This window comes from Streptomonospora litoralis, from assembly GCF_004323735.1.
Lineage (GTDB): Bacteria > Actinomycetota > Actinomycetes > Streptosporangiales > Streptosporangiaceae > Streptomonospora > Streptomonospora litoralis.
In genome coordinates this window covers 3,841,596-3,857,651 of record NZ_CP036455.1, presented here as the reverse complement: position 1 = coordinate 3,857,651, position 16,056 = coordinate 3,841,596, and the positions used below count along the sequence as shown (strand labels likewise).

The window sequence follows — 16,056 nt, the reverse complement described above, 5'->3', positions numbered from 1 at the left end:
TTCGTATGCGCGCACACCTATGGAGCGGCTGGAGCCCAGCCGCTTCTGGCACACCTTCAGCGACATGAACAAGGTCTCCCAGGGCCCCAAGTTCATCGTCGAACGGGCCGAGGGGCCCTGGCTCTGGGACGACAACGGCGACCGCTTCCTCGACGGCACCGCCAGCCTGTGGTACTGCAACGTCGGCCACGGCCGCACGGAGATCGCCGACGCCGTCTACAAGCAGCTCACTGCGCTGGACGCGTTCACCGTCTACGGCGACTTCGCCAACCGCCCGGCTCTGGAGCTGAGCGAGCGCCTGGCCGCCCACGCCCCCGTGGTCGATCCGCGCGTCATCCTCACCTGCGGCGGCGGCGAGTCCATCGAGACCGCGGCCAAGCTCGCCCGGCGCTACTGGGCCGCCGAGGGCCGCCCCGGCAAGCGGCACCTGATCAGCCGCACCGGCGGTTACCACGGACTCCACGGCATCGGGACCGGAATCATCGGCATGGACCGCTTCCGCTCCGGCTTCGGCCCCATGGTCGAGGACGCCTCGGTGGTGCCCCACGACTCGGTACGCGCGCTGGAGGAGGAGATCCTGCGCGTGGGCCCGGAGAACGTCGCCGCGTTCTTCGCCGAGCCCGTCATCGGTGCCGGCGGGGTCTACGCCGCCGACACCGACTACTTCACCGGCGTCGCCGAGGTCTGCCGCCGCCACGGGGTGCTCTTCGTCGTCGACAGCGTGATCTGCGCCTTCGCCCGCATGGGCAACTGGTTCGGGATCGAGCGCTACGGGGTGCGCCCGGACATGATCGTCTTCGCCAAGGGCGTCACCAGCGGCTACCAGCCGCTGGGCGGTGTCGTTGTCGGCGGTCGGATCGCCGAGCCGTTCTGGAACCGCTCCGGGAACCCGTTCCACCACGGGACGACCTACGCCGGGCACCCCACCTGCTGCGCGGCGGCCATGGCGAACATGGACATCCTGGAGCGCGAGGACCTGTTCACGGTCGCGTACGAGGTCGAGGCCCAGCTCGACGCCGCGGTGCGCACCCTGGCCGACCACCCCCTGGTATCCGAGGTGCGCTCGGGTACCGGCGTCATGGCTGCGGTACAGCTCACCGAGGAGGCGCTGGGCGACCGCGGCATCACCACCGCCGAGGTATTCGCCGAGGCGCGCGCCCGGGGCGTCGTGCTGCGCGCGATCCCGCACTCGCTGCTGATCTCGCCCCCGCTGATCATCACCTGGGAGCAGATCGACCACCTCGTCTCGACGCTGCGTTCCGCGCTGGACGCGGTGGCCCAGCGCCACGAGTGACGCGAGGCGGACCCGGGGGCGCCGCAGCTCGGCATGCGGCGCCCCCGCCGCTGTGTGCGCACGTTCCAGGTGAATCGGGCGCGATGTCAAGATACTTCGCCGATAATGTATACAAGGATGCCTGGAGGCGATGGAAGCGGGGATCAGACGGGTGAGCGGGCGCGGGGAGGCCAGGGCGGACGGCGGTGCGGGCGGCATGGACGACGACGAGCTCATCACCGCTTGGGGCCTGCTGGTCGAGGCGCTGCACGACACCTACCCACTGCTGCTGCGCGGCGTCGACCCCAGCGGCGAGGACATGGCCGGCCCGTGGTTCGAGGTCCTCATTCGGCTCCAGCGCTCGCCGGGAGGCCGGCTGCCGATGAGCCGACTGGCCCGCGAGGTCAGCCTGAGCAGCGGCGGATTCACCAAACTGGCCGACCGCCTGGAGCGCAAAGGCTACCTCGCCCGCACCTCCTGCCCCGACGATCGGCGCGTGGTCTACGCCGAACTCACCGCGTCCGGCCGCGACTTCGCCGACGAGGCCCGCGCCCGCCACGTCCTGCTGCTGCGTGAGCACGTGCTCGGTCCGCTCGGTCCCGGCGGCGTGCGCGGCATGGCCGAACTCGCCCGGCGGCTGCGCGACAGCTCCCGCGCGGGCTGACGCCGCCTGCGCGAAGCGCGGCAGCCCGCCCGGTCACGGACCGGGCCGCGCGAACCGGGGCTGCCCGGTAGTCTGATCGGTCGGCGCAGCAGCGCCGCGAGGAACCGAGCAGTCGGGGGCAGCTCATGAAACCGTTCGCCAGTGCCGCTGAGATGCGCGCTGTCCCGCGCTCGTCCGCCTTCCGCAACGGCGGGGTCTCCTACTGGTTCCGCGACGCGGGGCTGCCCGAGCAGCGCGCCGCCCTGCCCGGCGACGCCGACTACGACGTATGCATCGTGGGCGCCGGCTACACCGGCCTGTGGACCGCCTACTACCTCAAGAAGGCCCGCCCCGACTTGCGCGTCGCCGTGCTGGAGCGCCGGTTCGCCGGCTACGGCGCCTCCGGCCGCAACGGCGGGTGGCTGTCCGCCGAGTTCGCCGGATCCAAGCGGCGCTACGCCGCCTCCCACGGCAAGGGAGGCGTCGTCGCCCTGCAGCGGGCCATGATGGACTCGGTCGACGAGGTCGTCTCGGTGGCGGCCGAGGAGGGCGTCGACGCCGACATCGTCAAGGGCGGTATGCGCCTGGTGGCGACCAACCCCGCGCAGAAGTCCCGGCTGCACGCCGAAGTCGCCGAGCTGCACGCGTGGGGCTACTGGCCGGAGGATCTGTACCTGCTCGACCCGTGCGGCGAGCCCCGCCTGCAGGTCGACGGTGCGGTCGCGGCCGCCTACAGTCCGCACGCCGCCCGCGTGCACCCGGCCAAACTGGTGCTGGGGCTGGCCGCGGCCGCCGAGGCGCTGGGCGTGGACATCTTCGAGGGCACCGCGGTCACCGACATCCGCGGCCGCGACGAGTCGTCGCGGCCGCGCGCCGTGACCGGCCTCGGGACGGTGCGCGCCGACTACGTCATCCGCGCCACCGAGGGCTTCACCGCGAGCCTGCAGGGGCAGCGCCGCCAGTGGCTGCCCATGAACAGCTCCATGATCGCCACCGAGCCGCTGAGCGACGTCATGTGGCGCCACATCGGCTGGGACCGCGCGGAGGTCCTGGGCGATGTGGCGCACGCCTACTGCTACGCCCAGCGCACCGCCGACGGCCGCATCGCCATCGGCGGCCGCGGCGTGCCCTACCGGTTCGGCTCGGGCCACGACGCCGACGGTGCCACGCCGCCGCAGACCATCGCCGAACTCTGGCGCGTGCTGGCGCGGCTGTTCCCCGTCGCATCGGAGGTCCCCATCGCCCACGCCTGGTCGGGCGTGCTGGGCGTACCGCGCGACTGGTGCCCCGCGGTCGGCCTGGACCCGGCCACCGGCCTCGGCTGGGCGGGCGGCTACGTGGGCAGCGGCGTCACTGCGGCGAATCTGGCCGGGCGCACGCTGCGGGACCTGGTGCTGGGCGAGCGCAGTGAGTTGACGCGACTGCCCTGGGTGGGTCGGCGCGTGCGCGGCTGGGAGCCCGAGCCCCTGCGGTGGGTGGGCACCCACATGGTCCACGGCCTCCACCGGGGGGCCGACCGCCGCGAGTCCGGCTGTGTCTCCGGCTCGCGCACCTCCCGGCTGGCGGGTATAGCGGGGCGCCTGGCGGGGAAGTAGGGCGGCCGTCCGCTACGGCCGCGTCCGGCCGTCCGCCGCCTTCGGCGGCACCGAGGGTCCGCTGGGCGGCCCTGTGGGCGGGCGATCTCCGGTTGTCCGGTAAAGGCGGCAGCGACGGTAGCGGGTGGCTGGGCCCGCGCGGATCGGTTCGGGCGCGCGTATCCATCCAGTGGAAAGTCGACCCGAGCCGCCTCCACCGACGACGCACGCAACGAAGTGCTACTAGCGCGCCCGTCCGACGCGGCGGCGCCCGGGAATTCTGCCTTCGACCCACAGTTGCATAAAATTGCAACCTAGTGCATGATGGTTCAAGTAAGTCAGGTGCACGCAGGGGAGCGACCATGGGGTACACGGCGGCCGTCGCCGGAGCCAGCGGCTATGCGGGCGGCGAGCTGCTGCGCCTGCTGCTCGACCACCCTGACATGGAGATCGGCACGCTGACCGCGGGAGGCAGTGCGGGCAGCCGGCTCGGCGAGCACCAGCCGCACCTGGTTCCGCTCGCCGACCGCGTGCTGGCCGAGACCACCGCCGACACCCTCGCGGGCCACGACCTTGTGTTCCTCGCGCTGCCGCACGGCCAGTCCGGCGCCATCGCCGAGCAGTTGGGCCCCGACACCCTCGTCGTCGACTGCGGCGCAGACTTCCGGCTCGCCGACGCCGACGCCTGGGAGCGCTACTACGGCACCCCGCACGCCGGCACCTGGCCCTACGGACTGCCCGAGCTCCCCGGCGCCCGCGAGTCCCTGGCCGGCACCCGCCGCGTCGCCGTGCCCGGCTGCCACGTCACCACCGCAACCCTGGCGCTGTTCCCCGCCATGGCCGCGGAGCTCGTCGAGCCCGAGGCTGTCGTCGTCGCCGTGACCGGCACCTCCGGAGCGGGCAAGGCACCCAAGCCGCACCTGGTCGGCAGCGAGGTCATGGGCTCGGCCAGTCCCTACGGGGTCGGCGGCGCACACCGCCACAATCCCGAGATCGTGCAGAACCTGTCCGGTGTGGCCGGCGCACCGGTGAAGCTCTCCTTCACACCCGTCCTCGCCCCGATGCCGCGCGGCATCCTGGCCACCTGCTCGGCGCCGCTGCGCCCCGGCACCGCCGTCGAGGAGATCACCGCCGCCTACCGCACGCGCTACGCGCCCGAACCCTTCGTGCACCTCCTGCCCGAGGGCACCTGGCCCAGTACGGCCATGACGCTGGCCGCCAACACCGCGCTCGTCCAGGTCACCGTCGACCCCGACGCGGGCCGCATGGTCGCCGTGGCCGCGCTGGACAACCTCACCAAGGGCACCGCCGGCGGCGCCCTGCAAAGCGCCAACCTCGCATTGGGGCTGCCCGAGGACCGGGGACTGCCCGTCACCGGCGTCGCGCCCTAGCCGAACCGGCCGCACCGCCTTCGACCCACGTGAAAGGCCCCACCGTGAGCGTCACCGCACCCAACGGGTTCCGCGCCGCCGGCGTCAGCGCCGGCCTCAAACCCGGCGGCTCCCGCGACGTCGCCGTCGTCGTCAACGACGGGCCCTCCCGCGCCGCCGCGGCCGTGTTCACCCGCAACCGCATAAAGGCCGCCCCCGTGCTGTGGTCGCAGCAGGTCGCCGAGGGGGGCCGCGTCCGCGCGGTGGTCCTCAACGCCGGCGGCGCCAACGCCTGCACCGGCCCCGCCGGGTTCCAGGACACCCACGCCACAGCGGAGCACGTCGCCGACGCCCTGGAGGACTCCGCAGGGGAGGTCCTCGTCTGCTCCACCGGCATCATCGGCGAGCGGCTGCCCATGCCGCGGCTGCTCGACGGCGCCCAGCAGGCGGTGGGCTCCGCCGCGCGCGACGGCGGCCTCGACGCCGCCGACGCCATCCGCACCACCGACACCGTCGCCAAGATCGCCTTCAAGCGCGGCGCCGGCTACACCGTCGGCGGCATGGCCAAAGGCGCCGGTATGCTCGCTCCCGAGTTGGCCACCATGCTGGCCGTCATCACCACCGACGCCGACCTCACCGCCCCCCAGTGCGACGGCCTGCTGCGCGCCGCCACCCGGCGCACCTTCGACCGCGTCGACTCCGACGGCTGCGCCTCCACCAACGACACCGTCGTGCTCATGGCCAGCGGCGCGTCGGGTACGACACCCGACGAGGCCGAGTTCGGCGCGCTGCTCACCGAGGTCTGCGACGACCTCGCCCGCCAACTCGTCGCCGACGCCGAAGGTTCCACCAAGTCCATCGCCGTCGAGGCGGTCGGCGCCGCCGACGAGGCCGACGCCGTCGAGGCCGCCCGCTCCGTGGCCCGCAGCAACCTGTTCAAATGCGCCGTGTTCGGCGAAGACCCCAACTGGGGCAGGGCCCTGGCGGCGGTGGGCACCACCGGCGCCCGGTTCGACCCCGACGAGGTCAACCTCGCCATCAACGGTGTCTGGGTGTGCCGCCGCGGCGCCATCGGCGACGACCGATCCAAGGTGGACCTGAGCGGGCGCGACGTCACCGTCACCGTCGACCTGCAGGCCGGCAGCGCGGCGGCGACCGTGTGGACCAACGACCTGACCACCGGCTACGTGCACGAAAACGCGGACTACAGCTCCTAACCGCCTGCCGAGCCCGCCGCCGCCCGCCCGCGGCGCGGCGACCACCGGACCAGCCCAGGCGAACACGTCGGAAAGGGAGGGAAGAGCGGTGCACCGGCGCCATTCAGACGGCGCGGCGCCACCGTGAATCCGATGAACTCTCGCAAACAGGCCCTGGACAAGGCCAACACGCTGATCGAAGCCCTACCCTGGCTGAGCCGCTTCCACGGCAAGACCGTCGTGGTCAAGTACGGCGGCAACGCGATGACCGACCCCGCGCTGCGCGAGCGCTTCGCCGAGAACATCGTCTTCCTGCGCTACGCCGGCCTGCGCCCCGTCGTCGTGCACGGGGGCGGCCCGCAGATCAGCGCCCACCTGGACCGGCTCGGCGTCACCAGCACGTTCGCGGCCGGGCTGCGCGTCACCACCCCCGAGACCATGGACGTCGTGCGCATGGTGCTGGTGGGCCAGGTCAACCGCGACATCGTCGGGCTCATCAACGCCCACGGCCCCTTCGCCGTTGGCCTCTCCGGCGAGGACGCGCACCTGATCACCGCCGAGCGCAAGTCCGCCTGGGTCGACGGCGCCCCCGTCGACCTCGGGCAGGTCGGCGAGGTGGCCGAGGTCCAGCCCGGCGTCGTGCGCACCCTGCTCGAAGACGGCCGCATCCCCGTCATCTCCAGCGTCGCCCGCTCCGAGGAGGGCGTCTTCAACGTCAACGCCGACACCGCCGCCGCCGCGCTCGCGGTGGGCCTGGACGCCGGAAAACTCGTCGTGCTCACTGACGTCGAAGGGCTCTACGCCGACTATCCGGTCTGCGAGGAGCTGATCAGCAGGCTCACCGCCGGCGAGCTGGAGACCATGCTGCCCGACCTCGCCGAAGGCATGGTGCCCAAGATGGAGGCGTGCCTGCAGGCGGTGCGCGGCGGAGTCCCGCAGGCCCACGTCCTCGACGGGCGCACCCCCCACTCCATGCTGCTGGAGGTCTTCACCAACGAGGGCATCGGCACGATGATCGTCGCCGAGGCCGAGGAGCCCACCGAGCCCGTCGACATTTTCGAAGGCGAGTGACCGATGAGCGCCACGAGCGACCTGCAGGCCCGCTACGACGCCGCCCTGATGCCCAACTACGGCACCCCGCCCGTGGCGATCGCCCGCGGTGAGGGCTGCCGGGTCTACGACGCCGACGGCCGGAGCTACCTCGACCTCATCGCCGGCATCGCCGTCTCCGCCCTGGGACACGGCCACCCCGCGCTGGTGGCGGCCGTCGCCGACCAGGCCGCGGCCGTCGCGCACACCAGCAACCTGTTCCTCCACGAGCGCGAGGTCGAGCTGGCCGAACGGCTTGTGGCCCTGCTCGGCGGCACCGCCGAGCGCGACGCCCGCGTGTTCTTCGCCAACTCCGGAACCGAGGCCAACGAGGCCGCGCTCAAACTCGTCAAACGGGCCGCGGGCGAGGGCCGCACCCGGATCGTGGCCACCGAGAACGGCTTCCACGGCCGCACCCTGGGGGCGCTCGCCCTCACCGGCAAGCCCGCCATCCGCGACGCGTTCGGGCCCTACGGCATTGAGGTGGCCTTCGTCCCGCACGGCGACGCCGAGGCGCTGCGCGAGGCCGTCGACGACACCTGCGCCGCCGTCTTCGTCGAACCCGTCCAAGGGGAGGCCGGGGTGGTGCCCGCCTCCGCCGGCTACCTGGCCGACGTCCGCCGCATCTGCGACGCCGCCGGCGCCGCCTTCGTGCTCGACGAAATCCAGAGCGGCATCGGACGCACCGGCCACTGGTTCGCCCACCAGGCCCAAGGCGTCGTGCCCGACGTGCTGACCCTCGCCAAGGGCCTGGGCGGCGGACTACCCATCGGCGCCTGCGTCGGCTTCGGACGCTACGCGACCGCATTCGCCAAGGGCGACCACGGCTCCACGTTCGGCGGCAACCCCGTCGCCTGCGCCGCCGCCCTGGCCGTGCTCGACACCATCGAGCACGAGAACCTCCTGGCCTCCGCAGCCGAACTGGGCACCCTGCTGGAGCGCGAGGCCGCCGCCGTCGACCACCCGCTGCTCGCCGAGGTCCGCGGCGCCGGCCTGTGGCGCGGGCTGCGGCTGCACGAGAACGCGTCCGCAGCGGTGCAGACGTCCGCCGCGGCACACGGATTCCTGGTCAACGCGGTCACCCCGGACACGGTCCGGATCGCGCCCCCGCTGACGATCTCGCGCGACGAGATCCTGGAGTTCACCGCGGCCCTGCCCGCCATCCTCGAGGAGGCACGTTGAGCACCGAAACCGGAAACGGCGCCGCCCGCCCCGTGCGGCACTTCCTGCGCGACGACGACCTCACCGCCGCCGAGCAGGCCGCGGTCCTCGACCTCGCCGACGCCATGAAGAAGGACCCCTACGCCCACCGGCCGCTGGAGGGTCCGCGCACCGTGGCGCTGCTGTTCGACAAGCCCTCCACGCGCACCCGGGTCTCCTTCGCCGTGGGCGTGTCCGAGCTGGGCGGGCACCCGCTGGTCATCGACGCCCAGGGCAGCCAGATGGGCCGCGGCGAGCCCATCGAGGACACCGCCCGGGTCCTGGAGCGCCAGGTCGCCGCCGTCGTGTGGCGCACCTTCGCCCAGCAGCGGCTGGAGGACATGGCCGCCGCCGCGGGCGTGCCCGTCGTCAACGCCCTCACCGACACGTTCCACCCCTGCCAGATCCTCGCCGACCTGCAGACCGTGCGCGAACGCAAGGGCCGCCTCGCCGGGCTCACCCTCGCCTACTTCGGCGACGGCGCGAACAACATGGCCCACTCCTACCTGCTGGGCTGCGCACTGGCCGGCATGCACGTGCGCATCGCCGCGCCCGACGGCTACCGGCCCGACGCCGCCGTCCTCTCCCGCGCCACCGAGATCGCCGGCACCACCGGCGCCTCCATCACCGTCACCGGCGACGCCGCCGCAGCCGCAGCGGGCGCCGACGTGCTGGCCACCGACGTGTGGACGTCGATGGGCCAGGAGGCCGAAGCCGCCGAGCGCGCGGCGCCCTTCGAGGGCTACGCCGTCGACGAGGACGCGTTGGCCGCCGCCGACCCCGGCGCCGTCGTCCTGCACTGCCTGCCGGCCCACCGCGGCGAGGAGATCGCCGCATCCGTCATCGACGGACCCAACAGCGCCGTGTGGGACCAGGCGGAGAACCGCCGCCACGCGCAGAAGGCGCTGCTGAGGTTCCTGCTCGCCGGCGGCGACACCGGCAGAGAGGCCGATCGACGATGACCGTCGACGGCGCCGGCTCCGCACCCATGACCAAGACCGCCCGCCACGCCCGTATCAGCGAGGCCCTCACCCGCAACGACGTCCGCTCCCAGGCGGAGCTGGCGCGGCTGCTGGCCGAGAGCGGCGTGCAGGTCACCCAGGCCACGCTCTCCCGCGACCTGGACGAACTGGGGGCGGTCAAGCTGCGCACCGTCGACGGAGAACTCATCTACGTACTGCCCGGGGAGGGCGGCGAGCGGCTGCAGCGGGCCCGGCCCGACAGCCTCGACCTGGAACATCTCTCCAGCGCCCGCCTCACCCGGCTGGCCGAGGACCTGCTGGTCTCCGCCGAGGCCTCGGCCAACATGGTCGTCGTCCGCACCCCGCCGGGCGCCGCCCAATACCTGGCCTCAGCCATCGACCACACCGACTTCCACGCCATCCTCGGCACCATCGCCGGAGACGACACCATCCTGGTGATCTCCCGCGACCCCGACGGCGGCGGGGAACTGGCATCGGCACTGCTGCGGCTGGCCGACCGGCGCCCCTGACGGCACCGGCCCGGCCGGGGGCGACCGCGGCGCCGCACGCAACGAACACACAAGGAGAAAGCATCATGACCGAGCGGGTCGTACTCGCGTACTCGGGGGGCCTGGACACCTCCGTCGCCATCGGCTGGATCGCCGAGGAGACCGGCGCGGAGGTCGTCGCCGTGGCCATCGACTGCGGCCAGGGAGGCGAGGACCTGGACGTCGTCCGCCAGCGGGCCGTCGACTGCGGCGCGGTCGAGGCCGTCGTCGCCGACGCCAAGGACGAGTTCGCCGGCGAATACTGCATCCCCGCCATCCAGGCCAACGCCCTCTACATGGACCGCTACCCGCTGGTTTCGGCGCTGTCGCGGCCGCTGATCGTCAAGCACCTGGCCGAAGCCGCCCGTTACCACAACGCCACCATGGTCGGCCACGGCTGCACCGGCAAGGGCAACGACCAGGTGCGCTTCGAGGCCGGCCTGGCCGCGCTGTTCCCCGAACTGCGGGTCGTCGCCCCCGTGCGCGACTCCGGCATGACCCGGGACAAGGCCATCGCCTTCGCGGAGGAGAAGGGCCTGCCCATCGACGTCACCAAGAAGTCGCCCTACTCCATCGACCAGAACCTGTTCGGCCGCGCGGTCGAGACCGGGTTCCTGGAGGACATCTGGAACGGGCCCATCGAGGACGTCTACGCCTACACCGACAACCCCGCCGAACAGCGCGAGCCCGACGAGCTGGTCGTCACCTTCACCGCCGGCGTGCCCACCGCGGTCGACGGCAAGGAACTCTCGCCGCTGCAGGTCGTCGAGGAGATGAACCGCCGCGCCGGCGCCCAGGGCGTGGGCCGCATCGACATGGTGGAGGACCGGCTCGTGGGCATCAAGAGCCGCGAGGTCTACGAGGCGCCCGGCGCCATGGCGCTCATCGCCGCCCACCAGGAACTGGAGGCCGTCACCGTCGAACGCGACCTGGCCCGCTTCAAGCGCGGCGTCGACCAGCGGTGGGGCGAGCTGGTCTACGACGGCCTCTGGTTCTCCCCGCTCAAGCAGTCCCTCGACGTCTTCGTCGGCGAGGCCAACCGGCACGTCACCGGCGACATCCGCATGGTGCTGCACGGCGGCCGCGCCGTCGTCACCGGCCGGCGCAGCGAGGCGTCGCTCTACGACTACGACCTCGCGACCTACGACACCGGCGACACCTACGACCAGTCGATGGCCCGCGGGTTCATCGACGTGTGGAGCATGCCCGCCAAGATCTCCAACCTGCGCGACCGCAAGCACAGCTGAACCCGCGGTGCGGGGGCCGCCGGTGGCGCCCCCCGCACCGCCGCCGGTGCTCGGCCGCCGCCGCGCCCGAGCACCGGCGCCCCGACCCGACCCGTACGCCCATCCGGTCCCGGGCCGCCGCCGCGCGGTCGGGGCCGGGCGAGACACCCCGAACGCAGAGGACCCGACCGTGGCCAACGAGAGTGACACCCAGGTCACCCGCCTGTGGGGCGGCCGCTTCGCCGGCGGCCCCTCCGAGGCGCTCGCCCGGCTCTCCCTGAGCACCCACTTCGACTGGCGGCTCGCCCGCCACGACATCGCCGGCTCCCGCGCCCACGCACGCGTGCTGCACACGGCGGGACTGCTCACCGACGACGAGTTGGCGGCCATGCTGGAGGGCCTGGACCGGCTGGAGGCCGACGTCGCCTCCGGCGAGTTCACGCCGGTGCTCGCCGACGAGGACGTGCACACCGCTCTGGAGCGCGGCTTCATCGAGCGTGTAGGCCCCGAGCTCGGCGGGCGGCTGCGCGCCGGACGCTCGCGCAACGACCAGATCGCCACCATGGTGCGGATGTACCTCCGCGAGCAGGCGCGTGCCGTCGCGGGCGAGCTGCTCGACCTCACCTCGGCCTTGGCCGACCAGGCCGAGGCCAACATCGCCGTGCCCATGCCCGGCCGAACCCATCTCCAGCACGCCCAGCCGGTGCTGCTGGCGCACCACCTGCTCGCCCACGCCTGGCCGCTGCTGCGCGACGTCGAGCGGTTGCGCGACTGGGACGCGCGTGCAGCGGTCTCGGCCTACGGATCGGGCGCACTGGCGGGCTCCTCGCTGGGCCTGGACCCCGAGGCGGTGGCGGCCGAGCTCGGATTCCCCGCCGCGGCCGAGAACTCCATCGACGGCACGGCGGCGCGCGACGTCGTCGCCGAGTTCGCCTTCGTCGGCGCCATGGTCGGCGTCGACCTGTCGCGGTTGGCCGAGGAGATCATCCTGTGGGCCACCAAGGAGTTCGCCTTCGTGACCCTGGACGACGCGTTCTCCACCGGGTCCTCGATCATGCCGCAGAAGAAGAACCCCGACGTCGCCGAGCTGGCCCGCGGCAAGTCCGGCCGCCTCATCGGCGACCTGGCCGGCCTGCTGGGCACCCTCAAGGGCCTTCCGCTGGCCTACAACCGCGACCTGCAGGAGGACAAGGAGCCGGTCTTCGACACCGCCGACACGCTCACCCTGCTGCTGCCGGCCTTCACCGGCATGGTCGCCACCCTGGAGTTCAACGGCGAGCGCATGGCCGAGCTCGCGCCCCAGGGGTTCTCCCTGGCCACCGACGTCGCCGAGTGGCTGGTGCGCCGGCGCGTCCCCTTCCGCGAGGCCCACGAGATCGCCGGAGCCTGCGTCCGCACCTGCGAGGAGCGCGGGATCGACCTTCCCGACCTCACCGACAGCGACCTCGCGAAGATCTCGCCGCACCTGACACCCGGCGTCCGCGAGGTCCTCACCGTCGAGGGCTCGCTCGCCTCCCGCTCGGCCAAGGGCGGCACCGCCCCCGCCCGAGTCCGGGAACAGCTGGAGCGCCTCCGCGCCCGGATCGCCGACCACCGCGCTTTCGCCGAAGCCGAGGCGTAGCAGCCGCCTGGGGGCGCCTCGGGTCGGCTGTGCGGCCTGCACACCGGGCGGGTGGCGGGTGTCCCTCGCGCCCGCGCGGGCGCTATCCCGCTCCTGGGGCCGGGCGGGGGAGGGGCGGCCCGGTCGGCATCTACTGTGCGGAAATCGCCATATCCAAGGCCGGTTCTTGGCAATTCCCGCGCAATAGATGTTGCGAAATCCTGCATAACGGACAATCGGGCGTCCGGTCTTCACCGAGACTGTCTTTGGAGCCGGTTTCGGCGCCGAATCCGTCCCTGGGGCCGGTCTCGGCGCGGCGCCGGGTGCGCTGGGCGGCCTTGTGGTCTGCCGGGTGACGGGTGAACTTGACTGAAAAGCGGCGGCGACGGTGGTGGATGGTTGGGCCTGCGGTCGTCGGGTCGGGTGCGTCGACCGCGGGCCGGACCCGGCGCCGTCCTCGGTGCCCACTGTTCTCCGTCAGGCAACCCGTGGACTCACTCATCTAGCCGTCACCCCCACTCACCTGGGACTTCGTGCAAACCGCCATCGCCGCCCGGTCCGATGCTGTAGCGTCCTTGGATTGTGGGCACCACGGGTGTTTCCCCCTGCGCGTACTGTGACGGCGCGGGGGGTGGCCTCCGCTGCGGCCTGCCGCAGCCGGGCACGGGGACCGTGGACACGGGGATGGACAGCGGCCGGTGCCGGCGCGGCGCGTCGGCGGAGCAGCGGGCAAGACCCGCGGCCGCCGCCGTGTGAATCCGGCGGGGTGCCCGCGTTCGCGTACGCGTCGTGGGGGGATCGATGAGTGAGCAGGGCGGCTCGGAGCGCGGCATCAGAGCCCAGCTCAACAGGATCGTGCTGATTCCCAGCATCACGTTCCTGGCGCTGTTCGCCGTGCTGAGCACGGTGACGCTCACCCAGGCCGTCTCGCTGCGGGTGGCCACCGGCGACGGGCGCACCGGCGTCTACCTCTACTACTCGATCGTCGAGCTGCAGCGCGAGCGCCGCCTGGCGGTCCAGTACGCGAGCGCCCCTTCGCAGGAGGTGCTCTCGGCGCTGCGCCAACAGGCCGGGACCACCGACGGCGCCGTCGAGGAAGTCGACTCCCGCGGCGCAGGACTGCGCGACCACGGCGACGGCGGAACCGCCCGCGCCGCCGCGGCCTACTTCACCGAGGTCGACCGGCGCAGCGAGATCCGCGACGGTGTCATGTCCGACGAAACCGGGCCGCGGTCCGCCCTCTCGGCCTACGACGAGGTGATCGCCAAGGGCATCCGCCTCTACGACGCGCTCGTGCACGACCTCGACGACGGCCCCGCGGCGGCCGCAGGAGCCGACGCCGCCGCCCTCGTCCGCGCTCAGGAGTCCTTCACCCGCGGCGACGCCCTGCTCAGCGGCGCCATCGCCGCCGACCGGCTCACCACCGCCCGCCAGACCGGGTTCGCCTCGATGATCACCGGGCTGCGCACCCGCATGGCCGGCACCGCCCCCTCCCTCGACGGCCAGGCCGAGCAGGCGCACAGCGGCATGGTCGAGAGCGCGGCGTGGCGCCGCATGAACGACACCGCCGACACCGTCGCCGCGTACGAACCGGCCATCGAGGTGGACCCCGTCACCGGCGGCGGCTCCGCCGACCGGTCGGCGCCCGAGAGCCTCGACGGCTGGCGCGCCGACGCCGACGACGTCAACGCCCACCTGGTGGCCCTCGTCGATTCCCAGCTCCGCGCCGTCACGGCCGCCACCGACGCCGCCAGCGCCTGGATGTTCAACCTGGCGCTCGGCGGTGGCATCGTCTCGCTGTTCGCCGGAACCGTCGCATACGGCGTCGCCTCGCGCTCGGCCGCCCGCCTGACCTCTCGGCTGGGCCGGCTGCGCGCCGACACGCTGATCCTGGCGCGGGACGAACTGCCCCGGATCGTGCGCCGACTGGCCGACGCCGAGCCCGTCGACCTCGACACCGAGCTGCGCCGCCTCGACCACGGCAACGACGAGGTCGGCCAGGTGGCCGACGCCTTCAACACCGCCCAGCGCACCGCCGTCAGCGCCGCGGTGAAGGAGGCCGAGACCCGCGCCGGCGTCAACCGGGTCTTCCTCGCCATCGCCCACCGCAACCAGTCGCTGGTGCAGCGCCAGCTCCAGCTGCTGGACCGGATCGAGCGCGAGGAGGAAGACCCCGACCTGCTCGAAGACCTGTTCCACCTCGACCACCTGGCCACCCGCGGACGACGCAACGCCGAGAACCTCATCATCCTCGGCGGAGGCCGCCCCGGCCGCCGCTGGCGCAACCCCATCCCCCTCGTGGACATCCTGCGGGGCGCCATCTCCGAGACCGACGAGTACACCCGCGTCAAACTGCGCCTGGTGCCCGAGCTCTCCCTCTCCGGTTCGGTCGTGGCCGACGTCATCCACCTGGTCGCCGAACTGGTCGAGAACGCCACCGCCTTCTCGCCTCCGCATACCGTGGTGCACATCCACAGCGAGGTCGTCCCCAAGGGCGTCGCCGTGGAGATCGAAGACCGCGGCCTGGGTATGGGCGGCCCCGATCTGGACGCCGCCAACGCGACCCTGGAGCAGGCGCCAGAGTTCGACGTCATGGCCCTGAACCGGGACTCCCGGCTGGGCCTGTTCGTCGTCGCGCGCCTCGCCGCCAAGCACGACATCCACGTACGGCTGTGCCCCTCGCCCTACGGCGGCACGCGTGCGGTCGTCCTCATCCCGGCCGCGCTGATCTCTCGGGCCGAGCCTTCGGCGCTCCCCGACCGCCCGGCCACTGCACCCGGCCCCGACGGGAACGCCCGCACTTCCGGCGGCCTCCTCGCCGGCACCGCGGGCCGCCGCCGCAAGGAGGTCCCCGCGGAGTCCGCTCCCGCCGCTCCCGCCGCCCCCGGGCGCCGAGCGGAACCCGAACCGGCGGACCACGCGCCCGCGCCGTCGTCCGCCGACCCCCAGGACTCCGGCGGCGAACGCCCCGCGCTGCCGCGGCGCCGCAGGCAGGCCAACCTCGCGCCGCAGCTGCGCCACGACCCCGCACCCGCCGGCGGAGGCGGCGAATCCGACTCGGGCGCGCCGGTGAGCCTGCGCGAACCCGACGACGCCCGCCGGATGATGAGCGCCTTCCAGAGCGGCACGCGGCAGGGCCGCGAAGAGTCCGACGACGGCGACCGGGAGCGGGCCCCGGTCGGCGAACAGCCCGAGCCGGCGGAACGCGGCCGCTTCGAGCACGGCGCCGCACCCGAGGGGGCGGGACCGCGCCGGCTCGCCGGTCCGGAAGACGAAACGGGGGGCGGTCCGCGGCCGCCGACGCCGGTCGGCGCGGCAGGCGAGCGCGCCGCGGGTCGGCCGTCGGGCCCACACACGGGAGAGAGCGAATAGACG

General features: G+C 73.2%; 12 protein-coding genes. All 12 read left to right on the top strand.

The features are described 5' to 3' along the window. Positions 1–64 precede the first annotated feature (64 nt). Positions 65–1,294 carry an aminotransferase family protein gene (locus EKD16_RS16205; RefSeq protein WP_131102653.1) on the top strand — a complete coding sequence of 410 codons (1,230 nt, stop codon included), beginning with the start codon at positions 65–67 and terminating at the stop codon, positions 1,292–1,294. A gap of 196 nt (positions 1,295–1,490) precedes the next feature. After that, entirely contained in the window at positions 1,491–1,937 is a 447-nt protein-coding gene (locus tag EKD16_RS16200; RefSeq protein WP_131102651.1) for a MarR family winged helix-turn-helix transcriptional regulator, read from the top strand. 152 nt (positions 1,938–2,089) lie between these two features. Next, positions 2,090–3,511, top strand: coding sequence for an NAD(P)/FAD-dependent oxidoreductase (locus EKD16_RS16195; RefSeq protein WP_242676998.1), 1,422 nt, complete (start codon positions 2,090–2,092; stop codon positions 3,509–3,511). Positions 3,512–3,852: 341 nt separating this feature from the next. Next, positions 3,853–4,881, top strand: a complete 1,029-nt coding sequence (gene argC, locus EKD16_RS16190; protein ID WP_131099152.1) for an N-acetyl-gamma-glutamyl-phosphate reductase — start codon at positions 3,853–3,855, stop codon at positions 4,879–4,881. Between the two features lie 44 nt (positions 4,882–4,925). Continuing rightward, positions 4,926–6,077: a bifunctional glutamate N-acetyltransferase/amino-acid acetyltransferase ArgJ gene (gene argJ / locus EKD16_RS16185; protein WP_131099151.1), complete on the top strand. Its 1,152-nt coding sequence runs from the start codon at positions 4,926–4,928 to the stop codon at positions 6,075–6,077. A 132-nt stretch (positions 6,078–6,209) separates the two neighbouring features. Continuing rightward, entirely contained in the window at positions 6,210–7,127 is a 918-nt protein-coding gene (gene argB, locus EKD16_RS16180; RefSeq protein WP_131099150.1) for an acetylglutamate kinase, read from the top strand. A gap of 3 nt (positions 7,128–7,130) precedes the next feature. Then, complete coding sequence (locus tag EKD16_RS16175) at positions 7,131–8,327, top strand: acetylornithine transaminase (RefSeq protein WP_131099149.1); 1,197 nt, start codon at positions 7,131–7,133, stop codon at positions 8,325–8,327. A 32-nt stretch (positions 8,328–8,359) separates the two neighbouring features. Further along, positions 8,360–9,307 carry an ornithine carbamoyltransferase gene (gene argF, locus EKD16_RS16170; RefSeq protein ID WP_131102649.1) on the top strand — a complete coding sequence of 316 codons (948 nt, stop codon included), beginning with the start codon at positions 8,360–8,362 and terminating at the stop codon, positions 9,305–9,307. After that, positions 9,304–9,837 carry an arginine repressor gene (locus EKD16_RS16165; protein ID WP_131099148.1) on the top strand — a complete coding sequence of 178 codons (534 nt, stop codon included), beginning with the start codon at positions 9,304–9,306 and terminating at the stop codon, positions 9,835–9,837. Before argF ends, EKD16_RS16165 begins: the two co-directional genes overlap by 4 nt. Positions 9,838–9,902: 65 nt before the next feature. Next, positions 9,903–11,102 carry an argininosuccinate synthase gene (locus EKD16_RS16160; protein WP_131099147.1) on the top strand — a complete coding sequence of 400 codons (1,200 nt, stop codon included), beginning with the start codon at positions 9,903–9,905 and terminating at the stop codon, positions 11,100–11,102. A 169-nt stretch (positions 11,103–11,271) separates the two neighbouring features. Beyond that, positions 11,272–12,702: an argininosuccinate lyase gene (argH, locus tag EKD16_RS16155; RefSeq protein WP_131099146.1), complete on the top strand. Its 1,431-nt coding sequence runs from the start codon at positions 11,272–11,274 to the stop codon at positions 12,700–12,702. Positions 12,703–13,482: 780 nt separating this feature from the next. Next, positions 13,483–16,053, top strand: a complete 2,571-nt coding sequence (locus tag EKD16_RS16150) for a sensor histidine kinase (RefSeq protein WP_131099145.1) — start codon at positions 13,483–13,485, stop codon at positions 16,051–16,053. Positions 16,054–16,056 lie beyond the last annotated feature (3 nt).